The 15277-nt window shown below is 68.7% G+C and carries 17 protein-coding genes and 1 pseudogene; 9 read left to right on the top strand and 9 right to left on the bottom strand.

Annotation, left to right across the window (positions count from 1 at the left end; all coding sequences use genetic code 11):
* Positions 1-152: 152 nt before the first annotated feature.
* Positions 153-725 (bottom strand): RNA 2',3'-cyclic phosphodiesterase, encoded by a 573-nt coding sequence (gene thpR, locus AC0665_RS28675; protein ID WP_468636213.1) that lies wholly within the window; start codon positions 723-725, stop codon positions 153-155.
* Between the two features lie 25 nt (positions 726-750).
* On the opposite strand from thpR, the gene AC0665_RS28670 reads away from it, so the two are divergent.
* Both AC0665_RS28670 and AC0665_RS28665 read left to right on the top strand, forming a co-directional pair.
* Positions 751-1272, top strand: coding sequence for a GNAT family N-acetyltransferase (locus AC0665_RS28670; protein WP_468411765.1), 522 nt, complete (start codon positions 751-753; stop codon positions 1270-1272).
* Between the two features lie 95 nt (positions 1273-1367).
* Positions 1368-1955 (top strand): Uma2 family endonuclease, encoded by a 588-nt coding sequence (locus AC0665_RS28665; protein WP_478706059.1) that lies wholly within the window; start codon positions 1368-1370, stop codon positions 1953-1955.
* A gap of 7 nt (positions 1956-1962) precedes the next feature.
* Here AC0665_RS28665 and AC0665_RS28660 read toward each other — a convergent pair whose 3' ends face one another.
* A complete protein-coding gene (locus AC0665_RS28660; protein WP_468411769.1) occupies positions 1963-3324 on the bottom strand; it encodes an MFS transporter in 1362 nt (453 codons plus the stop codon).
* A 26-nt stretch (positions 3325-3350) separates the two neighbouring features.
* The gene (locus tag AC0665_RS28655) at positions 3351-3788 is read right to left on the bottom strand and encodes a MarR family winged helix-turn-helix transcriptional regulator (protein WP_031135926.1); all 438 of its coding nucleotides are present in this window, start codon (positions 3786-3788) and stop codon (positions 3351-3353) included.
* A gap of 149 nt (positions 3789-3937) precedes the next feature.
* Here AC0665_RS28655 and AC0665_RS28650 point away from each other — a divergent pair, with 149 nt between their 5' ends.
* Positions 3938-4177, top strand: coding sequence for a ribbon-helix-helix protein, CopG family (locus AC0665_RS28650; protein ID WP_142162634.1), 240 nt, complete (start codon positions 3938-3940; stop codon positions 4175-4177).
* Here AC0665_RS28650 and AC0665_RS28645 read toward each other — a convergent pair.
* Positions 4147-5598, bottom strand: coding sequence for an NCS2 family permease (locus tag AC0665_RS28645; protein WP_478706058.1), 1452 nt, complete (start codon positions 5596-5598; stop codon positions 4147-4149). The two genes, AC0665_RS28650 and AC0665_RS28645, sit on opposite strands and share 31 nt — an antisense overlap.
* A gap of 118 nt (positions 5599-5716) precedes the next feature.
* Here AC0665_RS28645 and AC0665_RS28640 point away from each other — a divergent pair, with 118 nt between their 5' ends.
* The 3 genes from AC0665_RS28640 to AC0665_RS28630 all read left to right on the top strand — a co-directional run bounded on the left by AC0665_RS28640 (position 5717) and on the right by AC0665_RS28630 (position 9498).
* A complete protein-coding gene (locus AC0665_RS28640; RefSeq protein ID WP_478607678.1) occupies positions 5717-5992 on the top strand; it encodes a DUF2530 domain-containing protein in 276 nt (91 codons plus the stop codon).
* A 121-nt stretch (positions 5993-6113) separates the two neighbouring features.
* The gene (locus tag AC0665_RS28635) at positions 6114-6959 is read left to right on the top strand and encodes a class I SAM-dependent methyltransferase (RefSeq protein WP_478706057.1); all 846 of its coding nucleotides are present in this window, start codon (positions 6114-6116) and stop codon (positions 6957-6959) included.
* A 145-nt stretch (positions 6960-7104) separates the two neighbouring features.
* Complete coding sequence (locus AC0665_RS28630; RefSeq protein WP_478706056.1) at positions 7105-9498, top strand: HAD-IC family P-type ATPase; 2394 nt, start codon at positions 7105-7107, stop codon at positions 9496-9498.
* A gap of 48 nt (positions 9499-9546) precedes the next feature.
* On the opposite strand, the gene AC0665_RS28625 is transcribed toward AC0665_RS28630, so the two are convergent.
* The 3 genes from AC0665_RS28625 to AC0665_RS28615 all read right to left on the bottom strand — a co-directional run bounded on the left by AC0665_RS28625 (position 9547) and on the right by AC0665_RS28615 (position 11826).
* Complete coding sequence (locus AC0665_RS28625; RefSeq protein ID WP_468636200.1) at positions 9547-10401, bottom strand: hypothetical protein; 855 nt, start codon at positions 10399-10401, stop codon at positions 9547-9549.
* 220 nt (positions 10402-10621) lie between these two features.
* Complete coding sequence (locus AC0665_RS28620; protein ID WP_478607672.1) at positions 10622-11485, bottom strand: calcium-binding protein; 864 nt, start codon at positions 11483-11485, stop codon at positions 10622-10624.
* Positions 11486-11655: 170 nt separating this feature from the next.
* Entirely contained in the window at positions 11656-11826 is a 171-nt protein-coding gene (locus AC0665_RS28615; RefSeq protein ID WP_478706122.1) for a hypothetical protein, read from the bottom strand.
* Between AC0665_RS28615 and AC0665_RS28610 the strand changes: the two are divergent.
* Positions 11810-12041, top strand: a pseudogene (locus AC0665_RS28610) (hypothetical protein); the annotation flags it as partial. The gene AC0665_RS28615 and the pseudogene AC0665_RS28610 overlap by 17 nt on opposite strands.
* Positions 12042-12103: 62 nt before the next feature.
* Here AC0665_RS28610 and AC0665_RS28605 read toward each other — a convergent pair.
* The gene (locus AC0665_RS28605; RefSeq protein ID WP_478706055.1) at positions 12104-13288 is read right to left on the bottom strand and encodes a hypothetical protein; all 1185 of its coding nucleotides are present in this window, start codon (positions 13286-13288) and stop codon (positions 12104-12106) included.
* 107 nt (positions 13289-13395) lie between these two features.
* Entirely contained in the window at positions 13396-13776 is a 381-nt protein-coding gene (locus AC0665_RS28600; protein ID WP_478607667.1) for a hypothetical protein, read from the bottom strand.
* A 690-nt stretch (positions 13777-14466) separates the two neighbouring features.
* Between AC0665_RS28600 and AC0665_RS28595 the strand changes: the two genes are divergently transcribed.
* Both AC0665_RS28595 and AC0665_RS28590 read left to right on the top strand, forming a co-directional pair.
* On the top strand, positions 14467-14835 hold the full coding sequence (locus tag AC0665_RS28595) for a hypothetical protein (RefSeq protein ID WP_478607664.1): 369 nt from the start codon (positions 14467-14469) through the stop codon (positions 14833-14835).
* A gap of 45 nt (positions 14836-14880) precedes the next feature.
* Positions 14881-15273: a hypothetical protein gene (locus AC0665_RS28590; protein WP_478607661.1), complete on the top strand. Its 393-nt coding sequence runs from the start codon at positions 14881-14883 to the stop codon at positions 15271-15273.
* Positions 15274-15277 lie beyond the last annotated feature (4 nt).

Genomic DNA, 15277 nt, shown 5'->3' with positions numbered 1-15277 from the left:
CCGGCCCCCACCGGCCCGCAGCCGAAGAAACGGCCGTCCGCAGTCCCCCGCCCTACCTCCCCAGCACGGAAGCCAGGGCGACGACGAGAAACATCAGCACGAGCACACCGGCCATGATCCGGTTGCGGGTTTTCGGGTCCACGGCACCGAGCCTAACCGGCGCCGCCGAGGGGCCAGCGCCCGACCGTCTCGTACCGGGGCTGCTCCCCCGGGACCCCGGAGGCCGGCAGATTGCTGCGGACCAGGCAGAGCTCCCGCACGGTCCACGCCCGGCCGGTGAATCCCGCGAGCACGTCGAGACAAGGCCGCACGTCCCGTGTCTCCCGGCTCCGCGCCACGGTCAGATGCGCCTTGTACCGCCGGTGCTCCCCCATCGGCACCCCCGCCTTGCGCGCCGCCGCCTCGGCCCGTTCGGCGAGCAGCCGCAGGGCCGGCAGATCCCCTTCGGCCCCGGCCCACAGCGCCTTGCCGTGCCCGAACTGTCCCCCGCCCCGCACGGCCAGCGCGAACGGCTCGCTGCGGCGCGCGGCCCGCTCCAGCCGCTCCGACAGGTCCGGGACGAGGCCGTCGTCCACCTCGCCGTAGAAGGCGAGCGTGAAGTGCCAGCCGGGGCGGCCGGTCCAGCGCATCCCGTCGGCGCCGGGCAGCGCTCGCAACTCGTCGACCACGGTGCCGAGTTCACGGCACACCTCGTCGGGGGGCAGCACGGCCGCGAAGAGTCTCATGGGTCCAGCCTGGCACCATGAGCCCATGCGGATCACCATCCGGGACGGCGGGCCCGACGACATTCCCTCGATACTCGGCATGCTCGACAGCTGCGTGGAGTGGCTGGTCTCCCAGGGGCGCACGGGGCAGTGGGGGACACGGCCCCTGTCCCAGAGCCCGAAGACGGTGGAGTCCGTCCGCCGGCACATGGCGGAGGGCAGCGTGTACATGGCCGACGTGGACGGCGTCCCCGCCGGCACCCTCACCCTCACCGGCTCGGCGGGCGCCTACCTGTCCCACCTCCCGCAGCCCGGCGAACCCGAGCGCTACATCCACTGGCTCGCCACCGACCGCCGCTTCGAGGGACACGGCGTGGGCAGCGCCCTGCTGGCCCACGCGGCCGAGGAGACCCGCCGCGCCGGAATCTCCCTGCTCCGCGTGGACTGCTACGCCGGGGACGACGGCAAGCTCGTCCGCTACTACGAGGCCAACGGCTTCACCCGCACCGAGGCCTTCACGGTCGGCGAGAACGACTGGCCGGGGCAGTTGCTGGCCCGGAGGGTGTAGGCGGTCTCCGGCCCGGGCGTGTCCAGGTCACCGTGCGTATCGTTGTACCGCGCGGCCGGAGCCATCCCCGGTCGCGGCCGGGATGGACCACCACGGTGACCGTCCTCGCAGGCAGGATCAAGATGGCCGACAGCAGCGGCGAACCCACCCTCGACATGATGTTCGAGTGGGTGGAGATGATGCCCGTCCCCGAGGGCTACAGGGTCGAGATCGTCGGGGGGCACATCTTCATGGCGCCTCAGCAGGACGTCCACTGGGACATCATCGCGAACATCGTCGAGCAGCTGCGCGCCAAGTACCCGCGCAAGCGCGTGAAGTCCGACGTCCGTGTCGACTACCCGGGCCACCTCAACGGCTTCGCCTCCGACATCACCGTGATGGCGGAGGGAGCGGCCAAGAACGCCAAGGGACTGTGGCGCTACCAGGACGTCGAGTTCGTCGCCGAGGTGATCTCCCGGAGGACCGGGGCGAACGACTACGGCCCCAAGAAGGACGCCTACGCCGCCGCCGGTGTGCCGGTGTACCTGATCGTGGATCCGTACACCGGCCGCTGGCATCTGCACACCAAGCCCAAGGACGGCGAGTACCGGGGCGAGCTGAGTCTGGACTTCGGGGACGAGATCGACCTGACGGGGACCGTGGTCGGGCTCGTCCTCGAGACCGGCGAGTTCCCCCGGGACTGATCGGGCCCTACGCCGCCGGGGCCAGCTGATCCTGCTCGCGGGGCACGAACCGCACCCGGGGATGCCCGCCGTGCCAGCCCACCGACAGGCGCAGATTGCCGACGCGGGCCAGGATCAGGCCGATGACGGCCGCGGCGAGCGCCGCCACCGCGCCTCCGGCCGCGAGGCCGACCCGGGCACCGTAGGTGTCGGTGATCCAGCCGACGATCGGGGCGCCGACCGGGGACCCGCCCAGGAAGATCATCATGTAGAGGGCCATGACCCGGCCGCGCATGGCGGGGTCGGTGGACATCTGGATGCTGGTGTTCGTCGTGACGTTGACCGTCATGCCGAACAGGCCCAGCGGGACCATGAGCAGCGCGAACATCCACAGCGTGGGCGTCGTCGCCGCGAGGATCTCCAGCCCGCCGAAGGCCATGGCCGCCACGATCAGCAGCCGCAGCCGGGCCGTGCCCCGCCGCGCCGCTAGCAGGGCGCCCGCGACCGAGCCGACCGCCATCAGCGTGTTGAACATGCTGTACGCGCCCGCACCCCCGTGGAACACGTCGTCCGCGAAGGCCGACAGGTAGACGGGGAAGTTGAAGGCGAACGTGCCGACGAAGCCGACCAGGACGATCGGCCAGATCAGCTCCGGACGGCCGGTGACGTACCGCACGCCCTCCCGCAGCTGCCCCTTGCCGCGCGGTGCGCGCTCCACGACGTGCAGCTCGCGGGCGCGCATCAGCAGCAGGCCGGTGAGCGGCGCGATGAAGGACAGGCCGTTGAAGAGGAACGCGTAGCCGGTGCCGACGCCGGTGATGAGCAGGCCCGCGACGGCGGGGCCGACCAGGCGGGCCGACTGGAAGTTCGCCGAGTTCAGGCTGACCGCGTTCTGCAGCTGCCCCGGGCCGACCAGCTCGGAGACGAAGGACTGCCGGGCCGGGTTGTCGACGACGGTCGCGAGGCCGACCGCGAAGGCGGCGACGTACACGTGCCACACCTGGACGTGCCCGGTGAGGGTGAGGACGGCCAGGGCGATCGCGGTGAGCGCCATCGCCGACTGCGTCACGAGCAGCGCGGGCCGCTTGCGCAGCCGGTCGACGAGGACGCCGCCGTAGAGGCCGAAGAGCAGCATGGGCAGGAACTGGAGCGCGGTCGTGATGCCGACGGCGGCGGAGGAGCCGGTGAGGCTGAGCACCAGCCAGTCCTGCGCGATGCGCTGCATCCAGGTGCCGATGTTGGAGACGACCTGTCCCATGAAGAACAGGCGGTAGTTCCTCACCTTGAGGGAGGAGAACATCGAGGACGAGCGCGCGGGCGCGCCGGAGGTGGGCGGGGAGTCGTGGGGGTCAGGTGCGGGGGCGGAAGCTGCTCCGGGTCCCGAACTCAAATGGGTCGCCTCCTTGCAACGGCTTCTTACAGATGCGCGAGCTTCTCCAGCACGGGGGCGGCGGCGCGCAGTTTCGCCCACTCGTCCTCGTCGAGGTTCTCCACCAGCGTGGCCAGGAACGCGTTCCGCTTGGCGCGGCTCTCCTCGAGCATGGCCTCGGCCTGCTCGGTGCGTGTGACGACCTTCTGGCGCCGGTCCTCGGGGTGCGGCTCCAGCCGGACCAGGCCCTTGGCCTCCAGCAGCGCCACGATGCGGGTCATCGACGGCGGCTGGACGTGCTCCTTGCGGGCGAGCTCGCCCGGTGTGGCCCTGCCGCACAGGGACAGGGTGCCCAGCACCGACATCTCGGTGGGGCTGAGCGATTCGTCGACCCGCTGATGCTTGAGCCGACGGGACAGCCGCATCACGGCGGAGCGGAGGGAGTTCACGGCGGCTACGTCGTCGCCATGGGTGAGGTCCGGCATGTTCTTTAGCGTAACTCATTACTCTCGCTAAAGACCAGTCGTCACGCGTCGCACGGTCCGTGACGCCCGCCACTGAACCGTGACATCACTCATATGGGTGACACGACGGGTGAACGCGCCCCACCGCACCGAACGGTGCCGGGACCCTCATGGCCATGGGGACCAGTGTGCTCAGCCTGCGAATAGACCACGACCTGCTCGAACGGCTCAGGCACCATGCCGCGAAAAGGGGAATGAGCGTCCAGGACTATGTCGTCCGGACGCTCATTCGAGATGACTTCGACCAGCGTTTCCAGGCCGCCGTCGAGGAGACGGAGCGGTTCTACGGCTCACCCGACTCCGGCGACGAGGATCCGGATCAGGTCAGACCCAGCGCCGGCATCAGGTAGTAGAAGGCGAACACCGCCGCCACCACGTACATCGCCACCGGCACCTCCCGGCCCCGCCCGGCCGCCAGCCGCAGCACCACGAAGGTGAGGAAGCCCATGCCGATGCCGTTGGTGATCGAGTAGGTGAACGGCATCATCAGCATCGTCACGAAGGCCGGGACGGCGATCGTGTGGTCCGCCCAGTCGATCTCCTTGACCGAACCGGCCATGATCAGGAAGCCGACCGCGACCAGCGCGGGCGTGGCCGCCTGGGACGGGACCATCGTGGCGATGGGCGTCAGGAAGAGGGCGACGGCGAAGAGACCGCCGGTGACGACGTTCGCCAGCCCCGTCCGGGCACCCTCGCCGACCCCGGCCGTGGACTCGACGAAGGCGGTCGTCGCGGAGGAGGAGCTGGCGCCGCCGGCGGCGACCGCGAGGCCGTCGACGAACAGCACCTTGTTGATGCCGGGCATCTGCCCCTGCGCGTCCGTCAGCTTCGCCTCGTCGGAGACGCCCATGATCGTGCCCATCGCGTCGAAGAAGCACGACAGCAGCACGGTGAAGACGAACAGCACCCCGGTCAGCACGCCGACCTTGCCGAAGCCGCCGAACAGGCTGACCTGCCCGACCAGCCCGAAGTCGGGGCTGGCGACCGGGTTGCCGGGCCACTTCGGCGTGGTCAGGCCCCAGCTCGGCACCTTCGCCACCGCGTTGATGACGACCGCGAGGACCGTCATGGCGACGATGGAGATCAGTATCGCGCCGGAGACCTTGCGCACGATCAGCGCGAGGGTCAGCAGGACGCCCAGGACGAAGACGAGCACCGGCCAGCCGTTCAGGTGACCGTCGCCGCCGAGCTGGAGCGGGACGGTGGTCCGGGCGACGTCCGGGATCCGCGAGACGAAGCCCGCGTCGACCAGCCCGATCAGCATGATGAACAGGCCGATGCCGATGGAGATGGCCTTGCGCAGCCCGTGGGGCACGGCGTTCATGACGCGCTCGCGCAGCCCGGTGGCGACCAGCAGCATGACCACGAAGCCGGCGAGGACCACCATGCCCATCGCGTCCGGCCAGGACATGCGCGGGGCGAGCTGGAGGGCGACGACGGAGTTCACGCCGAGGCCCGCGGCCAGCGCGATCGGCACGTTGCCGATGACGCCCATGAGGAGGGTCGTGAGCGCGGCGGTGAGGGCCGTCGCGGTGACCAGCTGGCCGTTGTCGAGCTGGTGACCGTACATGTCCTTGGCGCTGCCGAGGATGATCGGGTTCAGCACGATGATGTAGGCCATCGCGAAGAAGGTGGCGAGACCGCCCCGGACCTCGCGGGACAGGGTGCTGCCCCGCTCGGAGATCCGGAAGTATCGGTCTAGTGCGCCGTTCGTGGGCCCGGCTCCCGGCGTTTCAGGGGCGGGGACCTTGGCGGGAGCCGAGGAGGACATGTGTTTGGTGTTTCCTACGATGAGAAGTGGTCAGACATAAACCGTTTCAGTATGAACATATAAAGCCTCGGTCGGCCATCTCCGCGCGTAGACCCGATCGCCTCGTAAGCTGTCCCCCATGGCGAAGTGGACCCCCCGACACGAGGCGCCGGAGCCCCTGGAGGGCCCCGTGGTCGCCACCATCACCGGCCTCACGACCCTGTGGTTCGTCCTCTTCCTGGTGCAGCTCCCCTTCTACGGCTGGTTCGACGACCACGGCCACACCTGGTGGGTGTGGACCTGCCTGGCCGGCGGCGGGCTGGGACTGATCGGCGTCTGGTACGTCCGCAGGCGCGACGCCGCGATCAAGCGGGCGTCCGCCGCGGAGGGGATGACGACGCCCTCCGCCGAGTAGGCGCCTTCTGTCCGTCTTCCGGCGAGACACGCCCACGCCCCCTCCCTACGCTCGTAGAAGGCGGCGACACGCTCGAAACCGTCGGCGCGCGACCGCCGCCCGACCGGTGAGGAGCGCAGCGATGACGATGCCGAACAGCGCGGCCGAGACCGACCGTGTCCTGAAGTCCAGGCACCGGGCGATGTGGGCCCAGGGCGACTACCCGTCCCTGGCCGCCGAGGTCATCCCGGAGCTGGGTGCGATCCTGGTCGAGGCGTGCGGGGTGCGCTCCGGACTGCGGGTGCTGGACGTGGGCGCCGGATCCGGCAACGCCGCGATCCCGGCGGCCCTGGCCGGCGCGGACGTGGTCGCCTCCGACCTGACGCCGGAGCTGTTCGAGGCGGGCCGGGCGGTGGCCGAGAAGCAGGGCGCGCGCCTGGCCTGGCAGGAGGCCGACGCCGAGGCCCTGCCCTTCGCCGACGCGGAGTTCGACACCGTGCTGTCCTGCGTGGGCGTCATGTTCGCACCGCACCACCAGCAGGCCGCCGACGAACTCGTCCGGGTCTGCCGCCCGGGCGGCACCCTCGGGCTGCTGAGCTGGACGCCCCAGGGCTTCATCGGCCGGATGTTCGCCGCGATGAAGCCGTACGCGCCCCCGCCTCCGCCCGGAGCGCAGCCGCCCCCGTTGTGGGGGGACGAGGACCATGTGCGCGCCCTCCTCGGCGACCGGGTCACGGACGTCCGCGCCGAGCGCCGCACGGTCCGGGTCGACCGCTTCGAGACGCCCGAGGCGTTCCGGGACTACTTCAAGGAGCGCTACGGCCCGACCATCAGCGTCTACAAGAACATCGCCGGCGAGCCCGAACAGGCCGCCGCCCTGGACGCCGCCCTGGTGGACCTCGCCCGCGACGGCGATCTCGGCCAGGGCGCGGGCAGGACGGTCCTGGAGTGGGAGTACCTGCTGCTGACCGCCCGCCGGGCGGGCTGAGTCCGGGGCGCACGGCGCGGCGTGGGACCGGAGTCCCGCGCCGCACAACTGCCGTACGACCACGGCACGAAGTCCCTCCTCCCCAGGTCGGATCTTCGCCGCATTCAGCGGGTGAAGCGGCAAAACCGCACGTACCGTCGAATGCATGACGCATCTCGACGCGGGTGCCCGGCCCGACTCCGCGCGGCCGGCGACGGTCACCTCCCGCGAGATCGGCCTGACCGGCGCTCAGGTCGCCGAACGGGTGGAGCGCGGCCAGGTCAACGACGTGCCGGTGCGCAGCAGCCGCTCCACCGCCGACATCGTCCGCGCGAACGTCTTCACCCGCTTCAACGCGATCATCGGCGTGCTGTGGCTGATCATGCTGGTGGTCGCGCCGATCCAGGACAGCCTCTTCGGGTTCGTGATCCTCGCGAACACCGGGATCGGGATCGTCCAGGAGTGGCGGGCGAAGAAGACCCTGGACTCGCTCGCGCTGATCGGCGAGGTGCGGCCGACCGTACGCCGGGACGGCACGGCCCGGCCGGTCAGCACCTCGGAGATCGTGCTGGACGACCTGATCGAGATCGGGCCCGGGGACAAGGTCGTCGTCGACGGGGTCTGTGTCGAGGCCGACGGCCTGGAGATCGACGAGTCGCTGCTCACCGGCGAGGCCGACCCGGTCGTCAAGCACCCGGGCGACCACGTCATGTCCGGCAGCTTCGTGGTCGCGGGCGGCGGCGCCTTCCAGGCCACGAAGGTCGGCCGGGAGGCCTACGCCGCCCAGCTCGCCGAGGAGGCCTCGCGCTTCACCCTCGTCCAGTCCGAACTGCGCTCGGGCATCTCCACGATCCTCAAGTACGTCACCTGGATGATGGTGCCGACCGCGATCGGCCTGATCATCAGCCAGCTGGTCGTCAAGGAGAACGCCTTCGACGACTCCGTCGCCCGCACGGTCGGCGGCATCGTCCCGATGGTCCCCGAGGGGCTGGTCCTGCTCACCTCGGTCGCCTTCGCCATCGGGGTGGTCCGGCTGGGCCGCAAGCAGTGCCTGGTGCAGGAGCTGCCCGCGATCGAGGGGCTGGCCCGGGTCGACACCGTCTGCCTCGACAAGACCGGCACCCTCACCGAGGGCGGCATGGACGTCACCGAGCTGCGTCCGCTCCAGGGCGCCGACGAGACCCATGTGCGCAAGGTGCTCGGAGCGCTCGGAGCGTCGGACCCGCGGCCGAACGCCTCCCTGAAGGCGATCATCGACACCTACCCGGCCGTCGAGGAGTGGCGCTGCACCGAGGCGCTGCCGTTCTCCTCGGCCCGCAAGTACAGCGGCGCCGCGTTCAGCGAGGGCGACGGCCGGTCGAGCCGCTGGCTGCTGGGCGCGCCCGACGTGCTGCTGGCCGAGGACGATCCGGCCCTGGCCGAGACCGGGCGGCTGAACGAGCAGGGCCTCAGGGTGCTGCTGCTCGCCCGGGTCGCGCGGGACCTGGACGATCCCGACGTGGCGAAGGGGGCGAGGCCCACCGCCCTGGTCGTGCTGGAGCAGCGGCTGCGGCCGGACGCAGCGGACACGCTGCGCTACTTCTCCGACCAGGAGGTCCGGGCGAAGGTCATCTCCGGCGACAACGCCGTGTCGGTCGGGGCGGTCGCCGCCAAGCTCGGGCTGTCCGGCACCACCGTGGACGCGCGCCGGCTGCCGGCCGAGCGGGAGGGCATGGCCGCCGCCCTGGACGGCGGCACGGTGTTCGGGCGGGTCACCCCGCAGCAGAAGCGGGACATGGTGGGGGCTCTGCAGTCCCGCGGGCACACGGTCGCGATGACCGGTGACGGGGTGAACGACGTGCTCGCCCTGAAGGACGCCGACATCGGTGTGGCGATGGGCTCCGGCTCCGAGGCGACCCGGGCGGTCGCGCAGATCGTGCTGCTGAACAACAGCTTCGCGACGCTGCCGTCGGTGGTCGCCGAGGGGCGCCGGGTCATCGGGAACATCACACGGGTGGCGACGCTGTTCCTCGTCAAGACGGTCTACTCGGTGCTGCTGGCCGTGCTGGTGGTGTGCTCGCAGGTGGAGTACCCGTTCCTGCCTCGCCATCTGACGCTGCTGTCGACGCTGACCATCGGCATCCCGGCGTTCTTCCTGGCGCTCGCGCCCAACAAGGAGCGGGCGAAGCCGCACTTCGTCCGGCGGGTCATGCGGTACGCGATCCCGGGCGGGGCCGTGGCCGCGGTGGCGACCTTCGCGACGTATCTGCTCGCCCGGGAGCACTACACGGGGGCGGGGGCGCTGGACGCGGAGACGAGCGCGGCGACGCTCACGCTGTTCCTCGTCTCGATGTGGGTGCTGGCCATCATCGCCCGCCCCTACACCTGGTGGCGTGTCGCCCTGGTCGCGTCGATGGCCGGGGCGTTCCTGCTGGTGCTGGTCGTGCCGTGGTTGCAGCACTTCTTCGCGTTGAGGCTGGTGGGGGTGACGATGCCGTGGACCGCCGTCGGCATCGCGGCGGTGGCGGCGGCCGCCCTCGAACTCCTGTGGAGGTGGGTGGACCGCCGCTTTCCCGCTTAGCGCCCGTCGTAGCCGGCCGCGCGGTTCCCCGCGCGCCCTTGGGGCGCCTTACTTCACGTCGACGTAGTCGCCCGTGGCGTTGACGGCCGGGGTGGTCGTCGTGCCGGCGAAGCTGAAGCGCCAGTAGCCGTCGTACTGGGCGGTGGCGGTGGCCTTCACGTTGCCGTACGAGTCGGAGTACACCGTCTTGACCGTGGTGTACGTGCTGGTGCCCGCCTTGCGGAACTGGAGCTTGACCGGCTGGTTGGTGTAGCCGTGGTAGGCGTTGTCCTCCCAGTTGGCGCGCGACAGCTTGCCGGTGGAGGTGATGGTCTTGCCCTTGGAGACGGGCTCGGGACCGGCGTTGACCGTCAGCTTGGAGTAGCGCTGCACCTTGGTGGTGCCCAGGCCGCCCTGCTCCTTCTCGGCGCCGTCGCTGGTGACGGCGAGGGCACCGGCGTTCCAGGTGCCGGCGTCGGAGTTGAACAGGTCGCCGTCGGCCGGGCGGATGCTGATGACGCCCTTGCAGTCGAGGACCGTCGACGAGGCGGCGGTGCAGGTGGCCGGGTCGTCGCTGATCAGGACGTTGTCGGCCGTGTCGAGCGAGGAGCCGTGGTAGATCAGCGGGCCCGTGGCGAAGTGGTCGCTGCTGGTGTCGAGGTCCGCGGCGTGGGTCACGGTGAAGGTGACCGGCACGCTCACCACGTTGGTGGTGCCGACGACTATGTTCTTGCCGCTGTTCACCTTCATGTCGGAGAAGGTGACATCGAGGGTCGACGCGGTGGTGCCCGTGCCCGCGTCGGCCGAGGCGGAGCTGAACGCCTGCTTGCCGGACGGGGCGTCGGCGGCCTGCGCGGCCGGGACGACGAGGGCGGAGAGGGCCAGGGCGCCGGAGACGGCGGCCACGGTGGCTCGGATGTGCATGTGTTTCCCCAGGGGGAGAAGTGATCGCGGAGTCTGTTGACTCGCGTGATCAGATCCACGAGCCCCGCCCGGGGTTGTAGGGCGCGGCCCTGGTTTTGCCGTCACATCCGCAATGTTTGACGAACGCTTGGCATATGCCCGCGGTCCAGACGGCACCGCCGACCCCGGTATGGCTCCGGGACCGGCGGTGTGGTCGCGTGGACGCTCGCTGCGGGCGGTGTTACCGCACGTCGACGAAGTCACCCGTGGCGTTGATGGCCGGGGTGGTCGAGGTGCCCGCGAAGGAGTAGCGGAAGTAGCCGTCCGCCGAGGCCTTGACGGTGGTCTTCAGCTCGCCCGTGGAGTTGGACGTGATGGTCTTCACCGTGGTGTAGGTGCTGGCGCTCTTCTTGCGGAACTGGAGCTTCACCGACTGGCCGGTGTAGCCGTGGTACTGGAGGTCGTCCCAGTTGGCGCGGGAGAGCTTGCCGGTGACGGTGATGGTCTTGCCCTTCGCCACCGGCTCGGGCGAGGCGTTGACCGTCAGCTTGGAGGCGCGCTGGACCTTGGTGGTCTTGTAGGCGTCACGGATGACGTAGTCGCCGTCGTTGCCGACGGCGCCGACCCACACCTTCCAGGTGCCGGCCAGCAGGTTGGCGTAGATGTTCGTCTGCGGGTCGGCCACGAGCGTGACCTTGCAGGTCGCGGTGGTGGCGCTGGAGTGCGAGCAGCTGCCGACCTGCTCGTCGTCCAGGTTGTCCGGGGTGATGACGCCGTCGGCGTTGTCGGGGTCCGAACCGTGCCACAGGACCGGGTAGGCGTCGTAGATGCCCGTCGGGTCGGTGGCCGTCACGGAGACGGTGAAGGACTTCTTGACGGTCGTGCCGACCACGACGTTCTTGCCGCCGTTGACGGTGACGCCGGTGATCTTGGTGTCGCCGACCGTCTCGTCCGCGGGGGCGGCGGCGGTGAACGGCGTGGCCTTGGTGGAAGGGACCAGCGAGGCGAGGCTCGGCGTGTGGTCCTGCGCCTGCGCGGCGGGCACGGCGAGGGCGGAAAGGGCCAGGGCGCCGGTGACGGCGGCCACGGTGGCTCGGATACGCATGCGTTCTCCAGGTGGAGAGGGGCCCCGGTGCTCGTCGTCGGCTCTCGGGGCCCAAGTGATCGTGGAGTCTGTTGACTCACGTGATCAGATAGCCCAGCAGTGCGCATGGTTGTACGACAAGTGAAAAAAATGTGCGGGAGTTTTCACCAGCGGTCGTACACCTCACCGGATCAGTCGAACCAGCGGTTCCGAGCCAACTCCTCGGTCCATGACGGGTCTTCCAGCAGCGCCGCCACCTCGAACCTGCGCGGCCACTGCCCCGCCGCCCAGGCGAGCCCCGCCGCGACCCCTTCCAGCGTGGCCGCGTGCAGCACGCCGTCGTCGGTGAGCCTGGCCATCATCGCCCGCCCCTACACCTGGTGGCGTGTCGCCCCTGCTGGTGCTGGTCGTGCCGTGGTTGCAGCACTTCTTCGCGCTGAAGCTGGTGGTGGTGACGATGCCGTGGACCGCCGTCGGCATCGCGGCGGTGGCGGCGGCCGCCCTGGAACTCCTGTGGAGGTGGGTGGACCGCCGCATGCCGGGTGCGAGGACCGAGGCAGTGCAGGCAGGCCGGTGACGCATCGCGGTTCTACCGGTGGCTGCGCGGGGTCGACCGCGAGAGAGCGCGGCTGATGTTCGTCACCGATCGCTCAGTATCGGCGTCCAGCGGTTCTCATCGCGCAGCTTCGCCTGCCGGAAACCGGACAGGGGGATCGTGTCCTCTCCGTTGAGTCCCACCAGGAGCAGCCGGTTGCGGAACTCGCCCTTACCTGGCTCACACTGCTCGGGGTCACACCTCCACGCGATGAGGTGGTCGTCATCCGCCCAGGCGAGCAGTTGCTGTCCGGGTACGAGCGCGGATCGCTTGCCGGTCTTCGCGTCCAGGACCTCGGAGACGATCTGCCCGTCTTCACCTGCGAAGGATCCGGTGATGTGCGCTCCGTCCGGAGAGAGAACGCCGCCCGGGGAGGGCAACGATGCCTCCCGTTCGGGAACCGCACTCTTGTGAGCGTGCTCGTTGTAGTAGACCTTGCCGGCCTTGTTGGCCGCGGGCTCCCACAGCAGTTTTCCGTCAGAACTCCAACGGAGATCCTGGCGTCCCGCACCCCCGTAGACACCGGGCCCGTCCTTCCTCGGCGGCAAGGCGGAGAAACTGGCCTTGTCCGTCGCGAGATCGATGACGTAGAAGCCGGTGCGGCTCGGCTTCGGTCCCGGAACCTTCTTGCGGTTCAACCGATAGGACGCGTCCTTGAAGAGACCATCAGGATTGAGGCTGTACGTGGTCGCAACCAGAAACTTTCCGTCGGGCGAGAACTGAACGCCACCGATCCCCTTGTCCACCTTGATCCAGCGCTGGACCTTGCCTGTGGCCATGTTCAGCATGCCGATTCGATCGGCGGGCAGGTCGCGCTCCAGGACGGCCGCAGTCCGCATGCCGGGGGCGACATCCACCCAGGCCCAGTCGGTCTTCTGATAGCGCTTGGCGGCCGCGTTGTACAGGCTCCACGTGTAGGTGACGGCGGCATCACCGTCCGCCTCTTTCGCGATCTTCGCCGTGTGGTAGCCGGATACGGCGACTCCTCCTGCCGCAATCAGGTCCTGCGGTGGCGATTGCTCCGGCCTGGCCAGTACGCGCAACGCGCTGGGCGGCTTCACAGCGTTCGACTCCGGCTCGCCGCCACCCGCAACCAGGGCTATGACGGTGCCTCCTGCGACGAGCGACACAGCGGCCCCGACGGCTATCAGAGCGCGAGTTCTCCGCTGTTTCTGCTCATGAGTTTTCTGAGTCATCAGCTTCTCGCGGCTCTGTGGGTCGGATTTCACAGGTGCACCTCGCAGGTGAGCACCCCTTGGCCGGGGCGACAGGCGATCTTTCATTCATCCATGAAGGCATGCAGGCAGACGCAGGGCCACATGGAAAACAGAACGACTCACTCGTTGAACCACTCGGAGTAGACGGAGAGACCGCCGCCGTCCCACGTCAGCTTCATCCGGTAGTCGGACGAATTCGTGATATCGATGCCGTCCTTGTCGCAGCCGGAATCGCCTCCATCGGTGATGACCAGCTTGTCCAAGGGGATCGCCTTCGGATTCTGGACGATGCCAGTCATTCCGTGACCGTCGGCCTTCGTGTCGCACACCACGAACATGTCGCCGTCATCGAGGTAGGTCATGTAACCGTGGTCGTTGCTGATGGTCTTGTTCGTATCCATCACACGGGCTTCGCCGGCCATGGCGGGGACTGCGGTCCCTGCGAACACTGCGGCGACAGCGGATCCGGCCACAGCGAGGCGTGCGAGGGTTATGCGCATGTGTATCTCTTTTCTCGTAGAGATTGCGGAACACACGAGGCGGGCTCCGTCGAGGTAGCTGACCATATGGCAGCGTGATCGTTAGGTAAAGCACTTTTTCCGGGAAGGCGCACCGTGTTTATGGGACGGAGTGTGACGCGATTGAGGTTCCCTTGAGGTGCCCAGAGGATCGACTGTTGTTTTTCTGGCAATAAGGGGCACAGGCCTGCCACTCTGCGTGCACGAGGCCTCCACGCAGTGACCTGCGTCACTCTCACGATCCGGGCCGCCGCCTCCCCGCCTCGATCGGCCATGCGGGAGGGTCGGCCGCAACTCACCACCCGCTTCTAGGGGTTGAAGACCGTAGGAGACGGTCACTCTGGGGTCGCAGAGCCGTCCGGAAGAAGCCGGCCACTCGCATGACGAGCCCCGCGGCGGCGCGGGAAAACGTGTCATGGGTGTGGCGCAGATCACCATGTGGAGGCTTCGTGCACACAGAGTGGCAGCGCGGTGCCCCTTATTGCCAGATAAATAACGGTCGACGTTCGGGGCACCTCAAGGGAACCTCAATCGCGTCACACTCCGTCCCATAAACACGGTGCGTCTTCCCGGAAAAAGTGCTTTACCTAACGATCACGCTGCCATATGGTCAGCTACCTCGACGGAGCCCGCCTCGTGTGTTCCGCAATCTCTACGAGAAAAGAGATACACATGCGCATAGCTCTCGCACGCCTCGCTGTTGCCGGATCCGCCGCCGTGCTGCTTACCGGAATCGCAGCCCCCGCCATGGCAAGCGACACCCAAGTGCGCATTACCAACAAGACCATCAGCAACGACCACGGTCGTATGACCTTCTACGACGACGGCGACATGTTCGAGGTGTGCGACACAAAAGCCGACGGCCAGGGAGTGGAAGGCCAGCTGCTCGAGGGCGACAAGACGGTTCTCTACCTCACTGACGGCGGCGACGCCGGCTGCGACAAGGGCGGCTATGACATCTCGTGGGGCAAGTCCTACTACATGGAACTCGCCTGGATGGGCGGTGGCCCCTCTGTGATGTCGCCATCGTTCAGCGAGTAAATCTCACCCATCACATCGTCACGGCTCCCAAGAAAGCGACCGCAAATGATCAAGCATCTCGGAAGTTTTGCCATCGCCAGCGCCGCGATCGCCGCCGTAGTCGTCGGCGCATCGGCGCCGGCCATGGCTGCGGAATCCGGCGTTCAGGACACCGACAAGAAGATCTCGCTCCCCGATGGCCGGGGCACGATGACGTACATCGATGACGGCGACATGTTCGTGGTATGTGACACCAGGGCTGACGGCCACGGCGTCACAGGGCAGCTCAGAAAGAACGCTTCGGGGTTCCCCACCATGATCGAGGTCACCGATGGCGGCGACGCGGGTTGTGACAAGAAGGGCTACAACGTCGGAAACCATCTCGGTGAGGAGTACAGCATGTGGCTCTGGTGGGACGGGGGCGGCGACCCCGTGATCTCGGGATGGTTCAACGAGTAATGGA

It is taken from the genome of Streptomyces sp. NPDC043685, assembly GCF_056436585.1.
The sequence above is the reverse complement of the archived record's forward strand: the minus strand, read 5'-3'. Positions and strand labels throughout refer to the sequence as shown.